14 protein-coding genes and 1 CRISPR repeat array are annotated in these 18,339 nt (G+C 42.1%); of the genes, 6 read left to right on the forward strand and 8 right to left on the reverse strand.

Annotation, left to right across the window (positions count from 1 at the left end):
- The first annotated feature begins 113 nt into the window (after window positions 1-113).
- The gene (locus AC5JM2_RS31175; protein WP_495839285.1) at window positions 114-5,468 is read left to right on the forward strand and encodes an nSTAND1 domain-containing NTPase; all 5,355 of its coding nucleotides are present in this window, start codon (window positions 114-116) and stop codon (window positions 5,466-5,468) included.
- Between the two features lie 28 nt (window positions 5,469-5,496).
- Here the strand turns inward: AC5JM2_RS31175 and cpcF are convergent, their stop codons facing one another.
- Window positions 5,497-6,309 (reverse strand): C-phycocyanin alpha-cysteine-84 phycocyanobilin lyase subunit CpcF, encoded by an 813-nt coding sequence (gene cpcF / locus AC5JM2_RS31180; protein WP_495839287.1) that lies wholly within the window; start codon window positions 6,307-6,309, stop codon window positions 5,497-5,499.
- Window positions 6,310-6,466: 157 nt separating this feature from the next.
- Here cpcF and AC5JM2_RS31185 point away from each other — a divergent pair, with 157 nt between their 5' ends.
- The 3 genes from AC5JM2_RS31185 (at window position 6,467) to AC5JM2_RS31195 (ending at window position 7,882) form a co-directional block, all read left to right on the forward strand.
- Window positions 6,467-6,658: a hypothetical protein gene (locus tag AC5JM2_RS31185; protein ID WP_495839288.1), complete on the forward strand. Its 192-nt coding sequence runs from the start codon at window positions 6,467-6,469 to the stop codon at window positions 6,656-6,658.
- A complete protein-coding gene (locus tag AC5JM2_RS31190; RefSeq protein ID WP_495839290.1) occupies window positions 6,651-6,992 on the forward strand; it encodes a type II toxin-antitoxin system PemK/MazF family toxin in 342 nt (113 codons plus the stop codon). The genes AC5JM2_RS31185 and AC5JM2_RS31190 overlap by 8 nt, the downstream gene beginning before the upstream one ends.
- A gap of 173 nt (window positions 6,993-7,165) precedes the next feature.
- On the forward strand, window positions 7,166-7,882 hold the full coding sequence (locus tag AC5JM2_RS31195) for a hypothetical protein (protein ID WP_495839292.1): 717 nt from the start codon (window positions 7,166-7,168) through the stop codon (window positions 7,880-7,882).
- A gap of 186 nt (window positions 7,883-8,068) precedes the next feature.
- Here the strand turns inward: AC5JM2_RS31195 and cpcE are convergent, their stop codons facing one another.
- Window positions 8,069-8,896, reverse strand: coding sequence for a C-phycocyanin alpha-cysteine-84 phycocyanobilin lyase subunit CpcE (cpcE, locus tag AC5JM2_RS31200; protein WP_495839294.1), 828 nt, complete (start codon window positions 8,894-8,896; stop codon window positions 8,069-8,071).
- 608 nt (window positions 8,897-9,504) lie between these two features.
- Between cpcE and AC5JM2_RS31205 the strand changes: the two genes are divergently transcribed.
- Window positions 9,505-9,918: a hypothetical protein gene (locus tag AC5JM2_RS31205; protein ID WP_495839296.1), complete on the forward strand. Its 414-nt coding sequence runs from the start codon at window positions 9,505-9,507 to the stop codon at window positions 9,916-9,918.
- A 42-nt stretch (window positions 9,919-9,960) separates the two neighbouring features.
- A CRISPR array of direct repeats spans window positions 9,961-12,531; the repeat unit is 37 nt; unit sequence GTTTCAATCCCTAATAGGGAGAAAGAGAAATTTCGAC.
- Window positions 12,532-12,871: 340 nt separating this feature from the next.
- Here AC5JM2_RS31205 and AC5JM2_RS31210 read toward each other — a convergent pair.
- The 4 genes from AC5JM2_RS31210 to cpcB all read right to left on the reverse strand — a co-directional run bounded on the left by AC5JM2_RS31210 (window position 12,872) and on the right by cpcB (window position 16,015).
- On the reverse strand, window positions 12,872-13,723 hold the full coding sequence (locus AC5JM2_RS31210) for a phycobilisome rod-core linker polypeptide (RefSeq protein WP_495839298.1): 852 nt from the start codon (window positions 13,721-13,723) through the stop codon (window positions 12,872-12,874).
- 75 nt (window positions 13,724-13,798) lie between these two features.
- The gene (locus tag AC5JM2_RS31215; RefSeq protein WP_495839300.1) at window positions 13,799-14,614 is read right to left on the reverse strand and encodes a phycobilisome rod-core linker polypeptide; all 816 of its coding nucleotides are present in this window, start codon (window positions 14,612-14,614) and stop codon (window positions 13,799-13,801) included.
- A gap of 266 nt (window positions 14,615-14,880) precedes the next feature.
- Window positions 14,881-15,369: a C-phycocyanin subunit alpha gene (gene cpcA, locus AC5JM2_RS31220; protein WP_495839302.1), complete on the reverse strand. Its 489-nt coding sequence runs from the start codon at window positions 15,367-15,369 to the stop codon at window positions 14,881-14,883.
- 127 nt (window positions 15,370-15,496) lie between these two features.
- Window positions 15,497-16,015, reverse strand: a complete 519-nt coding sequence (cpcB, locus tag AC5JM2_RS31225; RefSeq protein WP_495839304.1) for a C-phycocyanin subunit beta — start codon at window positions 16,013-16,015, stop codon at window positions 15,497-15,499.
- A gap of 405 nt (window positions 16,016-16,420) precedes the next feature.
- Here cpcB and AC5JM2_RS31230 point away from each other — a divergent pair, with 405 nt between their 5' ends.
- Window positions 16,421-16,576 carry a ribbon-helix-helix protein, CopG family gene (locus AC5JM2_RS31230; protein ID WP_071654251.1) on the forward strand — a complete coding sequence of 52 codons (156 nt, stop codon included), beginning with the start codon at window positions 16,421-16,423 and terminating at the stop codon, window positions 16,574-16,576.
- 75 nt (window positions 16,577-16,651) lie between these two features.
- Here AC5JM2_RS31230 and AC5JM2_RS31235 read toward each other — a convergent pair whose 3' ends face one another.
- The gene (locus AC5JM2_RS31235; protein WP_495839306.1) at window positions 16,652-17,404 is read right to left on the reverse strand and encodes a phycoerythrobilin:ferredoxin oxidoreductase; all 753 of its coding nucleotides are present in this window, start codon (window positions 17,402-17,404) and stop codon (window positions 16,652-16,654) included.
- Between the two features lie 145 nt (window positions 17,405-17,549).
- Window positions 17,550-18,281, reverse strand: coding sequence for a 15,16-dihydrobiliverdin:ferredoxin oxidoreductase (locus AC5JM2_RS31240; RefSeq protein ID WP_495839308.1), 732 nt, complete (start codon window positions 18,279-18,281; stop codon window positions 17,550-17,552).
- Window positions 18,282-18,339: the final 58 nt, after the last annotated feature.

The following is an 18,339-nucleotide window of genomic DNA, read 5'->3' on the forward strand; positions in this document are numbered from 1 at the left end:
CATTGCATTCGTGAATCTGTAGTCAAAACCAAAATTCTTGATTCTGTAATGCTTGCTTCTTTTTGCCTGGTAAAAGCCACACAAAAGTATTCCGACAAACTAGGTACGCAACTATGAGCCAAACAAATACGTTACCCAACGCACAAAATAGAACAGGTTTCAAGCGCAGTTTAGCAATCGTCATTGGCATCAACGAATACCAGAACAAGATTCCCAACCTACAGACAGCTAGAAATGATGCTGAGAAACTAGCAGAGATATTAGCGAAAGAACATCAATATAATGAAGTGATTTTAATCACCGATAAGACTGACTGTAAACCAACCCTACAGAACTTATCAACTCTGCTTAAAGAAATTCGTCTGACAAAAGACGACCGTTTACTCTTCTACTTTGCGGGACACGGAATAGCACGCGATAGTGATAAAGGACCTGCAGGCTATCTCGTACCACAGAATGCAGATTTAGAAAAAAATGAAAATCTGCTCTCCATGCAGAAATTACACGACTGTTTGAGCGCACTTTCGTGTCGTCACCTACTAGTCATTCTTGATTGTTGCTTTGCTGGAACTTTCCGGTGGTCAACTGCCAGATTAGCGACAGTCATTCCGACAGTCATTTGTCAAGAACATTATGATCGCTTTATCAAATCTCCTGCATGGCAAGCAATTACTTCTGCAGCACATAACCAAGAAGCATTAGATATTATACGTCTGCGCGATAACCGAGGCGGCGATAAACACTCACCTTTTGCGAAAGCTTTATTCGACGCTTTGCGGGGTGAAGGAGATATATATCCTCCAGCTAAAAATGGTAAATCCGCAGGAGATGGAGTGATTACAGCAAGAGAACTTCATATTTACTTAGAAGGAAATGTAGCAAAAGATTCTAATGGGAGTCAAACGCCGGGGATATGGACTTTATCAAAACATGATAGCGGCGAATATATATTTCTAGTTCCTGGTGCTGAACTGAAATTAAAACATGCACCAAATTTAATTGAAGAAAATAATCCTTATCGAGGGTTACAGTCTTTTGAAGAAGAGCATTCACAATTATTCTTTGGCAGAAAGCAACTGGTAGAAGAATTGTATAAGAAGGTTTCCAATGCCTCTAGTTGGCTAACTGTTGTTTTAGGAGTTTCCGGTTCTGGAAAATCCAGTTTAGTCAAAGCAGGACTCATTCCCGACTTACGCAAGCAGGACAAAAAGTGGCACGTTCTCAACCCTATGCGTCCTACTGAATCTCCTTTTACAGCTTTGGCTAGGACTCTTCTGCAAATTACTAATAATAACGATATTTTTGTCAGCGATCAACTAGACTCTTTACAATTGGTTGATAAAATACTACAACAAGAAATTACAGTTTTAAATAAGGAAATTGATGATTGCGATAGAAATAGTGAAGAAGACGAAATTTTCCGATTAAAACAAAAAGTGGAGAAATACGAGAAATTTGTTGAGATTTGGAAACGAGAAACGAAAGAAACAAAGCAGCGTTTAATTGTCGATTATTTTGAGGAAATCAATATTGTTGTCAGCCAGAAACTAGAAAATTTATACTCAATTGTTCAAATAATACAAACAAAAATTAAAAGCTTAAATAAAACAATTTATGATTGCGATAAAAATCATAATAGTATTAAGAAATACGAGAAATATATTGATATTTTGAACAGAGGATTTAAAGAAAAAAGCCCAAATTTCATTTTATCTTATTTTGAGGAACTCAATAATTTGTGTTCCGATGAGTACCTCAAAAGGAAACGTAATATGCCCTTCGGGCACGCTCCACAAACGCAAGAATCGGATTTTAGCTTTTTTGGTGTTGACCAACTTAAAAACGAACAAGAAGCAGTTTTAGATTGTCTCAATCCACTTAGCAAACGCCTACAAGAAGACTCAAATAAATTTATCGAAATTGTCAAAACATGGAGTCAAAAAAACTCTGATAAGAGACTGTTACTAGTGATAGATCAATTTGAGGAGTTAATCACCTTAAGTTCTCAGAGTAAAGAAGATAAGCAAAACAAGCAACCGAATCTTACGGAGTCGCAACAGTTCTTAAAACTGCTAGAAGAAACTCTAGCAGCTAAATTGCCGCAACTGAGCATAGTGGTAACATTGCGTTCCGACTTTGAACCGCGCTTCCTCAACTCGGAGGTGCTCAAGTCGTATTGGGCAGACGCTCGCTTTCCAGTCCGTGCTATGTATTCCAATGAGTTGCGAGAAGCGATTGAGCGTCCCGCCGCAGAAAAGGCGCTTTACTTTGAACAGCTTCCAGATCAGCGAAATCCGGTAGACAGATTAATTGATGAAGTCGGGCAAATGCCTGGTGCTTTACCCTTGCTATCATTTACACTCAGCGAACTTTACATTAAACTTGCTAAAAAGTGGATACCTGGTGGAAGTAGCGATCGCGCCCTGAAACTTGATGCTGAATTTGACAAAGCGGGAGGCGTTGCTGGTTCTCTAACACGGAGAGCAAATCAGGAATATCAGGACTTACCCGATGATGCTCACAAAGATACGATGCGGCGGATGATGCTGCGGATGGTGACTGTTGAAAATGGGGAATCAGCACGGCGTCCGGTGCCATTGTCAGAATTAGTGTACGCACACAAGGATGACCCAAGCAAGCCGGATGACGAAGAAAATCAGCGAGTCAAGTTCGTTAAAAAATGTCTTATTGATGCTCGCTTGATTGTCAGCGGACAACTGAAAATGGGAGAACCTTATGTAGAGCCAGCCCATGATTTTCTAGTGAAAAGCTGGGATAAACTACTGGAGTGGCAAAAGGAACAAGATTTACCCCTGCAACGGCGACTGACACCTAATGCCTTAGACTGGAAAAAGCAGAAACCGTCAGCAAGTATTCTTGGAAAAGCTGAACCTGTTCTGAGTTGGTTTGATAAAAAAATTGACTCTGGTGAGGACTGGTTTGAGGAACACTCACCAAGTATTCTTGGAAAAGCTGAACCTGTTCTGAGTTGGTTTGATAAAAAAATCCACTCTGCTGAGGACTGGTTTAACAAAATCAAAAAGAATGCTCAAAAACACCAAACCAACAAGGATGCTGAAGAACCCCAAACCAACAAGGACGCTCAAGAACGCCAACGAGAGAAAAAGACTCAGTTTCTTTGGAATGGTAATCCTTACCTTGATGTTTTAAGAAAGAAACTCAAATCTCTCGAATCTAAGGATTACTACTGGTTCAACCAGGTAGAAACAGAGTTCGTGCAGCGCAGTATTTGGCAAAGACGCAGGAATGTTAACTTGCGTTGGAGCATTGCGATTGGCATAATTCTGTTATCGAGCGGGTTAACGATCTGGGCGCTAAGTGGTCAGAAACAAGCACTAATAAAACAAATGAGCGCTGATAAAAATTCCACGGAAACTATGTTACGCACAAATGAGCTGACACTAGATACTTTCATAAGTAGTTTACGGGCTGGAAAATCCCTAAACAACTGGCTTTTTTGGGTAGGATTTCTTAAACCACAACTAAACGAGCAGCTACAAAGTCAAGTCATCGAAACTTTGCGAACAGCATCTTATGCAGTAAGAGAACAGAATCGTTGGCAACTACGTCCAGGTTGGATAGCACGAGATATTGTTATTGATGAGAACAAAATATTAGTAGCTGCTACAACCAATGACAATAACATTTGCGTTTGGAATATACAATCTGATGAAAAGCCACTTTGTCATGAGTTCTCCGATAATCAAAGCTTACTTGCAAGTCCCATGCTTAAGTTTAGCCCTGATAACAAGAAATTAGTCATCAGTGACAGTGACTCTGTTAAACCAACTGAAATTGTTTTGTGGAACTTGGAATCCGATCAGATTCAGAAGTTAAAGGGAGATTTCGTTCCTGATGGCTATAGTTTTAGCCCTGATAGTAGAAAACTAGCTTTCATTAAAGATAAAACTGTTTATTTATGGGATGGGGAAAATACACCAGAATTATACCCATTAGAAGAATTGCAAGGCGATGTCAAAGGCATTAATTTTAAACCGGATGGAAACCTACTAGTGGCTACTGCTATCGAAGAACAAGACTCTCCTACGCTTGTTCATGTATTGGACTGCTCCTCAGGTGAAGAAAAGAAGTATACATTTCCAGATTTGAACAAAGTTATAAATATTATCATTGGTAATAACGGTCAACCGCTTTACATTACCAGTTTTTACGGACTGGGTATGGCTGATGTTCCCTATATTTATTTGTGGAAACGATCCGAAGAAAAGTTACAGAGGTTAGACTTTGACGAGAAGGTAAGTTTTAGCCCGGATGGAAAACAACTAGTTATCACACAATCAGATGGTACTATCCAGTTACTTAACTCAGACAGTTCTGAGGAGCAACTAACTATTCAAGGTCATCAAGGCATTTTCAGTAACGTGAGTTTTACCCGAAATGGCAAGCAACTGCTAACTGCCAGCAATGATGGCACGATCAGTCTATGGAATTTAGAGCAAAAACTTATTGATCCAACAGCAGCAATAGATTTTCCCGACTTAATTGATGGATTCAATTTCAGCCAAGATGGTCAGCAGCTAGTCACGCTAAAAGCAGGTACTGTTCACTTGTGGGATCTGTCGTCTATTCAAGAGTTAAGCTTGCCAAGTTTGCTCCAGCAACAGCAGTACGATAAAGAAAGCAAGTTTATTTTAAGCCCAAATGGTAACCAATCGACACAACTGGCAATCTTGGAACCAATTGATAATAAATCCCAAAAAATTCATGTGTGGGATTTATCTTTGGGCAAAGAGCAGGTTTATCCGATTAATAACCACTCTTTCAACAACAACAAATTTGAACTAGGGCGTTTTAGCCCAGATGGCAAGCAACTAGCAATTTTATATAAATATGATTCTATATACCTGCTAAATCTTACAAAGAATGATAACAACAAAAAGTTAACATGCAAAGCGAAGGATATTTATGCTTTGGCTTGGACAACAGATGGGAGACTAGTTGCGGCTACTCTTGGTCAAGATAGTATTGATATCTGGGAACTTTCTCCTGATTCCTCCTGCTACGAAAAACAGTTGGCATCCCAACGCTTTGGAGATGAATTCCCAAGAGATTTTCGCAACAGCAATCATAACATCAGTTTTAATACTGATGGTAGCTTGGTTAATATTTCTTATCAAGCTCATATTATCTTATGGGACTGGCGGAGGAATCTGCTTGTTAAATTTGATCAGGATACAGATGGATATAATCTCATCAGCCCTGATGGCCGCACGCTGGTTTCCTTATTAAATTCTAATGAGGATCAAACTAATAATGAGGATCAAACTAAGTTTCAAATTAAGTTATGGCGGCTGGGAGGATTAGATGAACTGCTAAAAAGCGGTTGCGAACGAGTGCGTGATTATCTAACTACCCTTGATGAAAATAACAGCGATCGCCATCTGTGTGACAATGTACCATCAGCCCCCGTAAATCCCGACAAGTAGGTTTAACTACTCGTCATTCTTCTTCAAACTAAGCATTCGCCCTCGCGATCGCAGCCGCAACCTCACGAAACTTGCGCGGATCGCCTTCGCTCAGGGGTTGTTCCTGACGCTTACGCGCATAAAGTTTTTCGAGAGTTGCTTGCCAGTCGATGTCCAAAGTGCTGACAGTTGCAGCAGTTGCCTTATCGAGTACCTCAACGGCATACTCCTGAATTTCTCTCTGCGCCAGCCAAATCCGAGCAATCACTGTGAGATTGTCTTCAGATTCGACCTGGCGGTCAAAATGTGTTATAATTTGCATCGCCCAGTCTGTGTGAGAAATGGCAACGGCGATCGCCAACTTCTGCAATCCAGTCACCGCTGCATAACGCACCACCCATTCTGGATCTTGGGACACTTGTAGTAGAGTCTCTAGCACCTGAGTTTGTGCGCTTTGAAGTTGCTCTGGTGGTAAATCTTCCCAGGCGATCGTACCTAGTCCCCTAGCAGCGCCTCGCCGGACACTGAAAGAAAAGTCATTTTTTGCCGCATCCAGCAATGTCTCCAATCCTCGTGGATCGCCAATTCCGGCAAGGGCGCGAATTGCCCAAGCCCTAGCACCATAGTTGTAGCCATCCAGCAGTTCCATTAAGGGCGTTACTGCTGGCTTGCCGATTTGAATTAATCCCTCAACTGCTGCAACCGCCGCCCCTGGGTTGTTATAGCCTAGCGCTGCAATCAGGGTTGGAATCGCCGCTTCCAGACGGGCGGCTGACAATTGCTCGACAGCTTCCAGTAGACGGGCAGAGGAGTCTGCTTCTTCAACGGCGCGGATTAGGGTTTGGGCAAGATTAGCAGTCATAAACTTAATTTTTAATATAGGGATGGCTGGACGTTGAATTTTTTATATAGTCTGAGTTCTTTGTATTGTTTCAATTTTAGACTAGTCGCTGGTCAATAATGAATGAACTCATAAATGAGGTTTGTGCTATTGTGAAGTGTATTCAAGCAAAAGAATTATGACTCCTGTAGTAAAAGAATTCCTAAGCACCTTTGATCGCTTGCCAGACTCAGAGCGGCTAGAGATTGCATTGGAAATTTTGAAGCGGGTGATTCATGTAGATTTTCCGCCTTTATCGGATGAAGATTTAGTCTTAAATGCTGAAGCAATTTTTTTAGAGTTAGATAAGCAAGAAGCTGCCCATGAATAATCCTGATCGTGGAGAGGTGTGGCTCGTCGATCTAGGCTATGCAGCAAAAGTTAGACCATGTTTGGTCATTAGTATTCCAGCTTTGGAACAAGATCGTGCCTTGGTAACCTTAGTTCCTCACACAACTAGCCCACGTGGTTCGAGATTTGAAGTAGAGATCAAAGTCAACTTCCTTCGAACTGGAGTGTTTGATGTGCAGAACATTATTACAATTCCTCATGCAAAGTTACTGCGAAAGCTAGGAAGTTTGACGCCAAAGCAAATGACACAAGTGGAAGAAGTATTACTCTTGTGGTTAGGATTTAACAAAGCAAGCATTGAAGACGAGGATTAATCTGTGTGTCGCTCGCTGCGGCATCATACTAAAGTAGCCCATCCATTAGCATCATTACCCGAACAGCACCCTCGGATAATTCATCGGAAGATGACATATAAATCTGATGTTCAAGTAGTCCTTTGAGCGCAATTAATTTTATACTATTTTCAGGCAAAGTTTGAGCGAATGAAATGCATAAAATGCAAATTTCAAGAAACGATTTGTGGCAAAAAACATCATTTTCTACATGCTCATATCTTAAGTCGTTAGACAGTGAGCGTGCATCTATTGTTCGTCGTGCTATACAAAGCTGGGATAAACTACTAGAGCTTCCTTTTGCTGAAAAAATATTTTTAGATGATAGTAGCCCTGATTTCAATGGGATGAAAATACTTCAATCTTCCAATCAAATTAATAATTTTGATTGTGTCAGATATAATACTATGACCCATCCGCCTCATAGTAATTTTGGAATTCTTATTAGTCTGAATCTTTGTAAATCTGATTATATTTTACATATAGATGACGATAATAAAATAGTAGGAACACCTCAAGACTGTATTAATATCTTGGAACATGGTCTTACTATTCTTCATGAAGATAAAAATATTCTGGGAATAAATTTGATGCATATAGATCTAAATACTTGGAAGTGGAGTCCAAGTAAAAATTATTTGGGAAGTGATGTCTTTTCTCATCCCATTGAATATTTTGGAAATTCATCATGTTTAATTAGGAGAGAACTTCTAGATGTGGTGAGTTTAAAAGATATTTTTAATTGGGGCAAAGAACAGCCAGCTAATTGGGAAGAGTTAGTCTCAAAGGATACTTCTTCGTTTCTTGTTGCTAAGGTTGAAACTCCCTTTACAATTGAGAAGGACGTATTTGTATATAAAAGCACATCATAAGGCTTCAGGTGCCTGAAAAAGGAATAAGCCAAGAATAGGCAATTTTATGACCAAAGCGGAAGGTTCAGCCGTTTGGTGCTGTAGGAGGGGAGGCAAGACCAAAGACGGGACGAAAGTCTCATCTGAGGCACTCGCCTATGAGTACAGAAGCGCCCACCATACCGCTTGCAGTTGGTGGTGGGTAGTTCACAGCAGCCCATCCATTAATGTCATCACCCGAACAGCGCCCTCAGATAACTCATTGGAAGGTGACATATAAATCTGGTGTTCCAGTAGTCCTTTGAGAGCAATCAGTTTTATACTATTTTCAGCCAAAGTTTGAGCGATCGCCTCTGCTGCTGGCAAGTAACCAATGGCACCCAAGTCTGCAAGTGCAGATCGACGCAGTTGCAAATCTTTACCTGCCAAGGCTTGCACCAGGCGTTCTCCATAGATCACATCTTGAGTTAACTGGTACATGGCTCGTGCTGCAGCATACTGAATCCGCTCGATTGGATGATCCAAGAACAGCGAAATCAGCGGAACAGCGACGGTTGCTCCTAGGGTTCCTAAGGCTTCTAAGATGGCATCATAAGGTTGAGAGAAGTCTGGCTGGTTTGGAACGAGGTGATTTCCTTGCAAGCCTACTTTGAGTAGGGAAATCAAATTGGGGATACAAACTGGATCGTCCAGCATCTCTAGGGATTGAGCTGCAGCTTCCCGGACGTAAAAATCTGAGCAGTCCAAAGACTGAATCAGGGGTAGTACTGCTTGGCGATCGCCCAATTTTCCCAACGCCCTAGCAGCATTCCGCCGTAACGGGTATCCACCTTCTTCTGTGCGATCGGCTTCGTCTTCTAATGCCTGGATGAGAAGTGAAACTGCTGCAGCTTCCCGTACCCGAAATCTGCCCAGCCACCAAGCCGCATACATGCGCAACCCCAAGTCTTCTCCTTGGAGATTGGCGATCGCCTGCTCGATTGTTAAAGATTCACTGCTACTCGATTCATCCGGTGCAAACACGTCTAAACTCATGCTGTTTCTCTTGGGAATGTAGAAAACGTGATCCTAAAGACCACGGAGGAAACATGACACGGCTAATTTATTAGCTATCATACCGCCTTGGAGTGCCTCAATACCGTGTTGTTTTGCATTCAACTTTCGTTCAGGCAGTTATGAAGTGATATCTAAGCACTCTGTACGCATATGATTTTGCTCAAAAGAGCCTTCCCTTTCGGGAGTAAAGTTAGCCGAACCTAGGAGGTTCCGCTTCGCTAACGACAATGTTAACGGTCGGTAACTATACCAAAGACACTGGCTTAGCCCTCTAAACCTGTTTAATCCCTGGTTTCTAGAGCTTGGGACTGGCTACGTATCCCAAAATAGGAACTTGAACACTTGCCGTTAACGTAGTACCCGAAGGTGCTAAGTCTGGTCAGCTAATCCTAAAAGTTTGAGGCTAGAAGCCCCTTGCCTTTAGGCAGCGGTGCTGACAATATGACCATTCGCTTTTTTTATCATACAGATCTTATCAATCATAAAAGTATTGGGAAAAGGCGGCGATCTTCGGTTTTATGGCAAATTTCTAGATGGAGTCTTGCACTTTCCTGGTTTAGCAACAGAACATTAATCCAAAATCAGATATGAGTAACCTTGAATTAAAAAATCACCCAGTTTGGCATGATTTTACTGAAATCCTAAAAAACATAGATGCCAATACACTTGTTAAAGAACATCTTTCTTTATGTGATTATAAAGTGTGCGGTTATTGGGATGAGCAAGATAAATATTATGAAGAAATTCCCCTACCACGCACCCTCGAAGCTGAATTAACTAGTAGTTCCATTGGCGTAACACAGAATAAACGCTTTCTCCAATTGAAGTTTATCCTCACAGCTTCTAGAAATGGTGTTGAAGATAATTTAAGCCATAATAACAGACTGCGTATTGGCGAGTTAGAACTTGTTTATGATGAAAATCTAGAATTTATAGATGAAAATTGGCAATTAGATATTGATTATCCTTTTCTGGATATTCAACACGCTTTACAAGAATAGTTGTCCACTTGAATCAACGTGCTGCGCATACAAATAAAATACGTTTCAATCCCTAATAGGGAGAAAGAGAAATTTCGACTCCAAAAAGAAAGTGCGAACCAGGTGAGCCTGAGTTTCAATCCCTAATAGGGAGAAAGAGAAATTTCGACGACAGTTGACGCGGTAGCGCTGGTACAGCAGCTTACTCAAGTTTCAATCCCTAATAGGGAGAAAGAGAAATTTCGACCACTGCTGACACTTGCCATTCTGAATCAAAAGCTGTTTCAATCCCTAATAGGGAGAAAGAGAAATTTCGACTGTAGAAACCCTAGACAACACAGTGTTGAGAGCACGTTTCAATCCCTAATAGGGAGAAAGAGAAATTTCGACATTGCCTCCGCGCCCATCTGTAAACATAGAGCAAGTGTTTCAATCCCTAATAGGGAGAAAGAGAAATTTCGACAAAATCTTGGACATACTTGGTAGCTTCTTTTTGGGTTTCAATCCCTAATAGGGAGAAAGAGAAATTTCGACTCTTAAGCTTAGCTGTTATGTTGAGTTTGAAGTGGTAGAAGGTTTCAATCCCTAATAGGGAGAAAGAGAAATTTCGACTTTAATCTTGACTTCCCAATGACGAAAACGGAAGTTTCAATCCCTAATAGGGAGAAAGAGAAATTTCGACTCGACGAGCGCGGTTTCATAACGTCTTAGAATATCTGTTTCAATCCCTAATAGGGAGAAAGAGAAATTTCGACTGTTAACTGTTTCCTGTGCGGTCATTATTATAACGGGTTTCAATCCCTAATAGGGAGAAAGAGAAATTTCGACGACATCCGAGCTTGGCTTGCAAAATGGGGAGTGAACGTTTCAATCCCTAATAGGGAGAAAGAGAAATTTCGACGTAAACTCTCGTGCTATTGTGGTGCTGATGGAATAGTTTCAATCCCTAATAGGGAGAAAGAGAAATTTCGACTTTTGACTGAGTGCCAAAGCAGAGGGGGAATAATGTTTCAATCCCTAATAGGGAGAAAGAGAAATTTCGACCTTATCCCCCCATTCCCTTGCTGCCAACTCATCAAAATCGTTTCAATCCCTAATAGGGAGAAAGAGAAATTTCGACTCAGCGCTAAAAAGGATACCAGCTACAAAGACAAGTTTCAATCCCTAATAGGGAGAAAGAGAAATTTCGACAAGTTGGCGTAGTGCGTTAAAGCGTGAGTCAAGTTTCAATCCCTAATAGGGAGAAAGAGAAATTTCGACTTCTCACCTCTTGTCATGACAAAACAAAAAAAACGTTTCAATCCCTAATAGGGAGAAAGAGAAATTTCGACCTTGAATTGTCAACATGGTACCACTCCTAAACTCCTTGTTTCAATCCCTAATAGGGAGAAAGAGAAATTTCGACCTCACCCCAAATCGCTTGCTGATTTCAGTATCTGATGTTTCAATCCCTAATAGGGAGAAAGAGAAATTTCGACGTATAGGATTTGATATCTATTACTTTTGCGGTCAAGAAGTTTCAATCCCTAATAGGGAGAAAGAGAAATTTCGACTAGTACTAAGAGATGAAGCATCTGAATTAAGAATAGTTTCAATCCCTAATAGGGAGAAAGAGAAATTTCGACCTGGTACACTTCGCCCGGTCTTAGGCGTGTGTCCATGTTTCAATCCCTAATAGGGAGAAAGAGAAATTTCGACACTCATCCAGTGTGCCAGACTTCCAAGCGTTTATGTTTCAATCCCTAATAGGGAGAAAGAGAAATTTCGACATTCTTGCTTGTTGCTGGATAGCAGTGGAATGCGTTTCAATCCCTAATAGGGAGAAAGAGAAATTTCGACCATCAGTAGCGTCATAATTCTCTTGACAGTATTCAGTTAGGTTTCAATCCCTAATAGGGAGAAAGAGAAATTTCGACTTGGATTGAGAAGTAGGTCATAACATTGTAACAAAAGTTTCAATCCCTAATAGGGAGAAAGAGAAATTTCGACTTTGACCCCAATTTACTGCGGCAATATATAGAAGTTTCAATCCCTAATAGGGAGAAAGAGAAATTTCGACGTTGTGGTTTGTTTGCTTTCTTACTATATTATACGTTTCAATCCCTAATAGGGAGAAAGAGAAATTTCGACTTATATTCATCATTCCAGGGGGCTGCATTTCGTAGCGTTTCAATCCCTAATAGGGAGAAAGAGAAATTTCGACCAGGTACTGTCGCACTGGCTGATGATACCAGATTCACTGTTTCAATCCCTAATAGGGAGAAAGAGAAATTTCGACACACACGCGACACTTACCAGATTTTCAAAAGTAGTTTCAATCCCTAATAGGGAGAAAGAGAAATTTCGACGACTATTGCTGGTACACGGTCGAGAACGAAAAACGTTTCAATCCCTAATAGGGAGAAAGAGAAATTTCGACCAGGACATCCGGTAACATCACCTTATGGATATCGCGTTTCAATCCCTAATAGGGAGAAAGAGAAATTTCGACAAATGCTGAGGTTAGCAAAAAGACTAGACTTCATGTTTCAATCCCTAATAGGGAGAAAGAGAAATTTCGACTTGTGATTTTCGTTGGTGCATCGTTGGATCATTTGGTTTCAATCCCTAATAGGGAGAAAGAGAAATTTCGACTGCGGCAATTAGAAAACTGCACCATATAAAGTTTTCAAGGTTCTAAATCGCGGATGATCTAATGGTAGCATCATAAAAAGTAAATTGGTTGACAGGTAAATGGCTGAAATCCTGTCTGGGCAAGGAGCGCGGATGGTTTTTAATAATTTTTCTCCAAAAGTCTTATCCTGTAAGCAATCCAGCCATTTTTTTTGAAACCCTTTTTCCAACACCTACCCATCCGCGCATTCGGCAAAGAAAATCCTGTTATTACGGAAAATCGGCAATCAGCAGTTGGAAGGCTCCATAGCTGATTGCCGGTTGTAGTTTTTTCCACCAAAGGACGACTCACCAAAGGGGACTACAAAGGTGTGATACTGGCTATCTTGCCTCCTTCGCGTTGCACCCGTTGCATGTAATCTGATAGCTGTTCATAAGGAATGACAACAGCTTTGTTGCTACGGCGTACACGCGGATATTTGGGAGTTAAAATAGCAGACACTTCCACACGGTACAAGCGGCGATCTCCATAAATGGTTGAGCCACCGAAAGCAGTATTGGGAGTCACTCCCTTGCCTGAGGGACGATAGCCATAGCCAGGGCTACCCGGTGCGACAACGGCTGTTGCGGTATTGCGTCCCAACTCTGTGACGAGGTGTGGAGAATTGCCACCAAACTGAGCGCGATCGCTGTTGGCATAGCCGCGATATAGTTGGAACATCCGGCTAAACCCAACAGTTTTCTGTCCGGTTTGAGTCGCGAAGCCGCGATAGTAGGGTACTATGTATTCGCCAAAATTTGCTTGATACTCAGGTGAATCAATGTAAGCATCTATGTCGGCGTCGTAGCCTTTGTTTTGATACAAATCCAAGTGATTGATGATTTCAGCTTCGTCATAAGGTGCCCGACCCAACAAATGCTTATAATTCAGTTCAATGGTTCGGGTTTGGAAACTGTTGTAGAAAAACTTGGATTTATACAGTTCTGATTTTGCCACCTGCCGGACAAATTCTTGGACTGTAATCCTGCCATTTGCCAGGAGCGATTCAATACTGGTGAGGCGTTGCGATGCCATTAAATAATCGTTGCCCAATAGCTGACGATAGACAGCGGCAATAACATTTGGCACATCTGCCGGACTACGCAGTTCTACAGGGGAAAAATCAGTAAAGGCAGAGGTTCCAAGGCGGGATGCTTCTGTTGTAATAGCCATTTAAAAAATCTCCTTATTAACCAAGTTCATCATTTGTCATTTGTCTAATACCAATGACCTATGACCTATGACTAACTAAGAAAGTGTGATGCTCATGACCTTGAAGCCCTTGCTGTTCAGTTGTTGCAACTTGCTGGAAAGCTGCTCAAAAGGCACAACAACTTCACTGGTTGCACGCCGGAGTACGGCTGATTTAGAAGACGGCGGTTGCATAATCCGCAGTCGATAGGTACTTCCGCCACGGCTACCTGTAGAGACACCTGTCAAGGAGCCACTGGAGGCTGCGTAGATGGGTGAAGCTGTATTCTGGGCTACTTCCCGAGTTAGCCGTCCTTGATTTTGTTTTTGGGCGCGATCGCTACTGGAATAGCCCCTAAACAGTTGGAACATCCGGCTAAATCCGACATTTTTCTGACCTACTTGAGTCGTAAAGCCGCGAAGGTAGGGTACTATATTTTCGCCAAAATTTTCTTGATATTCGAGTGAATCAATGTAGGAATCTATATCTGCTTCAAAGCCGCGCTCATCTAATATCTGACTGTGAGCAACCATTTCACTGTAGTCATTTGGAGCACGACCAAGTAAATGTTTGAAGTTCAACTCAGTTGTGCGGTAACGGTAGCAATTCTCAACGAACCGCGAACGGTAAAAATCCGACTTAGCAATTTGCCGTACAAACTCGCGAACTGAAATCTCACCGCGCTTGAGTTGGGATTCAGGGACAACGAGTCGCTCACTTTCCATCACATAGCAATTGCCCAAGACCTGTCGATAGACAGCGCGGATTACCACCTCGACTTGTTCTGCACTGTCATCTGGGCGCAGTTCTATCCATACTGAAGCTTCGCTCGGTGTAATCCCTAGTCGTTCCGAACCAGCGAAAACTGCCATATTTGCCTCCCTATTTCAACCAGTTATCAGTTACCAGTTATCAGTTATCAGTTACCAGTTATCAGTTACCAGTTATCAGTTATCAGTTGTTACTGTTCCCTGTTAAGCGTTCCTGTTCCCTGTTAAGCGTTCCCTGTTAAGCGTTCACTGTTTCACTGTTTTGATGTGCTTCATCGGAATAAAGCAGCCCGGTAAAGTGAACAACTCAATCATCAATCATCATGATTGCTAACAAAGCTGTTTACCCTACCGGGCCTGTGTGTTTACTAGCTTAGAGCGTTAATAGCGTAGTCGAGGTAAGAGTTAGCTTCTACAGCTGGATCTCCGCTCAGACCGTGGTTAGCTTTAATGTGCTTGAGTGCTTCAACGTACCAGCTAGGAGACAGGTCGAAGGTCTTGTTAATTTCAGCTATTCCAGCAATCAAGTAATCATCCAATGGACCTGTACCACCAACAACCAAGCAATAGGTGACCATCCGCAGGTAGTAACCGATGTCACGGACGCACTTTGCCTTGCCACGAGAATCTGCAGCATACTGAGGTCCCTGCATTTGGGTGGTGTAAGGGAACTTTTGGTATACAGCGTTTGCAGCACCTTCAGCCAAACTTTGAGCTTTAGAGGTCAAACCTTTAGCAGCTTCCAAGCTAGCGCTAGCTTGACGGAAGCGACCAAACGCAACTTGGACTTCTGTGCTGCTCAGGAAACGTCCTTGGGAATCAGCAGCGCTAACGGCTTCAGTGAGTGGAGTTTTCATTGCTTTTCGTATCTCTTGTATTGTTTTACAAAGTTTTGCTTGAAAGCGAGTTTGTCTAAAGTCATTTGTCCACTAGTCAGTTGTCTAAAGTTAATGACTATTGATGAAATGACTGGTGACTAAAGATTTAAGCAACTGCAGAAGCTGCACGATCAAAGTACCCAGATACTTCGGACATCAACGCGCTGCAATCTCCTTTGGTGATACCGTTGGTGTCATTCGCAATTTTTAAGGCTGCGTCTTTCATTTTTTGAACACCCACTGCTACAGAAGCACCAGGGGTTCCTAGCGCCAAGTAAGTTTCCTTCAGACCGTTCAAACAGCGATCGTCGAGTATGCTAGCATCTCCAGAAAAAATAGCGTAGGTGATGTAGCGCAAGATAATTTCCATGTCGCGTAAGCAAGCTGCCATCCGACGGCTGGTATAAGCATTGCCACCAGGAGCGATCAGCTGGGGTTGTTCTGCAAACAGACTGCGAGCAGCATCAGCAACGATCGCGGAGGAATTGCTGGTAATGCGGTTGACAGTATCCATCCGCTTGTTGCCATCTGCGACCATTGCTGTCAGAGCATCTAGTTGACTAGAGCTCAGGTATTCACCTCGTGCATCGGCTTGAGAAACAACTTTTGCAAATGCGTCTAGCATAAATTTGGTCTCCTAATTCCTTTGTTTGAGTTACGATTTCGTTTCACTACGGAATCGTTCAGCAATCGTGAATTTTGCCTGTGTGGGCAGCTTAGAAAGGCTATACAGTGATAGAGGGCATGACTGGTTCTCAGCAATTCTCAGATTTGCCTGTTTCGGTATGTTGATAACAGTGTTAAGTTATTTAACGAATCTGAGACAAACTCCTCATTTTCTATTTTAGAGGTAACTGAGCCATGAGCTGCTTCTCATTTTTGCCTTCCTAAATCTTTATACAATGGAAAGGGGAACTTTGTGTGTTAAAAGTTGTTATAACTTACTTTTTTTTTACAAACGGTAACAATCCAGATGCAGTCTAGCTTTTAAGCTTGACAATACGTACCATAGTTACACCACTTTTGCGCCGTGGCAACGAAGAAAAGTAGACTAAACGTTACATTAAACGACATTGAACGGGAGAAGTTAGAAAAGCTCGCCGAAGAGTCTGGACTCTCCCTATCTCGTACTATCGCCCAATTAATTCGCAAAGCAAAGCTTAAACCAAATGATAAGGAAAGTTAACGTTTAGCAGGGAACAGGGAACGCTTAACAGTGAACAGTGAACAGTAACAACTGATAACTGATAACTGCTTACTGTTAACTGACAACTGACTCGGTCAGCTTTCTCTCTAGATCAAACAGGAAGCCATGAATGTATTCCTCTGTCCACTCTTCGCCGTAGAAACGCTTGAACATTCCTCGTGCTGGGTCTTTCTCGGCCCGATACCGCAAATAGCGCAATTGTGCCTGCTTGATGGTAGCTAGGGCTTGAGCATCCTTCACAGGTTCCGCCTGTTCTACAAAATCCAAGTATGCCTTGAGGTAATCTTTAAACGCGGCGAACACATGGGTTTCAACATCAGTAGTCTCTTTGGGGCGAGTCCAGAGAAATGCTGGCGAAAAGAAAGGGCGGGCTTCTTCGGGAAAGTCTCCACCCCACGGTAGGTGTTGCCGATAGCTCTCAAAGATGGGCAGAATTGGTGCGCTATACTTTGCTTGATAGTCCGGATCATCCCGAAACAACGGTTGCATATCTAGGGCAATCAGGTGTCCTCCTGGCAAGGTTACCAAATCCCCTCCAAAAAATGGCAGATCGTAGTTCAGATCAGGAAAAATAACGAAATTGAGAACTTGGAGTGATTTGCCCCCCTGTACGTGCGCTGCCCGAATCTGTCGAAGTTTTGGTGCACAAAAGCCATAACTGGTCGTCACAACTTCCTCTTGATTCTTGCCCTTACCGGTGATCGCACTTTTGTATTCAAACCCTGAAGGAATGGGATAGGGCATGAGTTCTAATCGCGATTGTAAATAGGCGATCGCATAATCGAGAAACGGTTGATAAAGAGTCATTGGTTATTAGTCATTAGTCATTAGTCATTAGTCATTAGGAGGCAGTGCGGTGGACGGGTTTCCCGGCATAAAGCACCTGCCGTTCATCAGTCATCAGTAATTTTTTTTAACAGATGACTAATGACAGAACACAAGGAGCAAAAAACTACTTTTTGGCGGTAGCGGCTAATGGTACTGCATCTTCAAACAAAAACCCGTAGAGGAAGCGTTCTGCCCACTCATGACCGAAGTAACTGCTGAATAGACCTGACGCCGGATCGCGTTCAGCACTGTATTGGTCGTAATCTTTTTGCGCCTTGACGATTCGCGCAATGTCTTCTGGATCATGTAGAGGTTCCGCCTCATCTAGCATTTGCCAGTACAAATTCAAGTAGTCCTTGAACGCTGCAAGTAAGCGTGTCGCGACGGTTTCGGCATTTGTTTTGGCAAACAGTAGGTATTTAGAGAAATATTGATTGGCATCATAAAACTTCATCTCCAAGTTTTGTGCCAAATCTGGATATTTAGCGTGTAGGAATTTCAATGGCTCAATGTACTTGCGCTGATACGCCTCATCTTGGAACAGAGGCTGAAAATCAAGCACAACCAAGTTTTTTATTTTACCGAACGACAGAAAATCTACTCCCAACAAGGGTAAGTCGTAATGATGGTTAGGATAAATAACGCTATTGAAAATTTGAGCACTTTCGCCCGCATCAATGTAGGTATAGCGAATTTTCCGCAATTGTGGGCATTGATAGCACCAGCTTTGAATGGTTGCTGGGTTTCTGCCGCGATCGCTGACCTTTAACTCTAACCCTGCTGGAATTGCCCGATTTTGTAAATTGAATCTGTTATACAGTTCATTTTCTAAATGTTTTACAAAGGGCTTGTACATTGATATTAATCCATATTTATAAGACTTTCTCGACAACAATAAAGGATTCTGAGAACCT

It is taken from the genome of Brasilonema angustatum, from assembly GCF_059505445.1.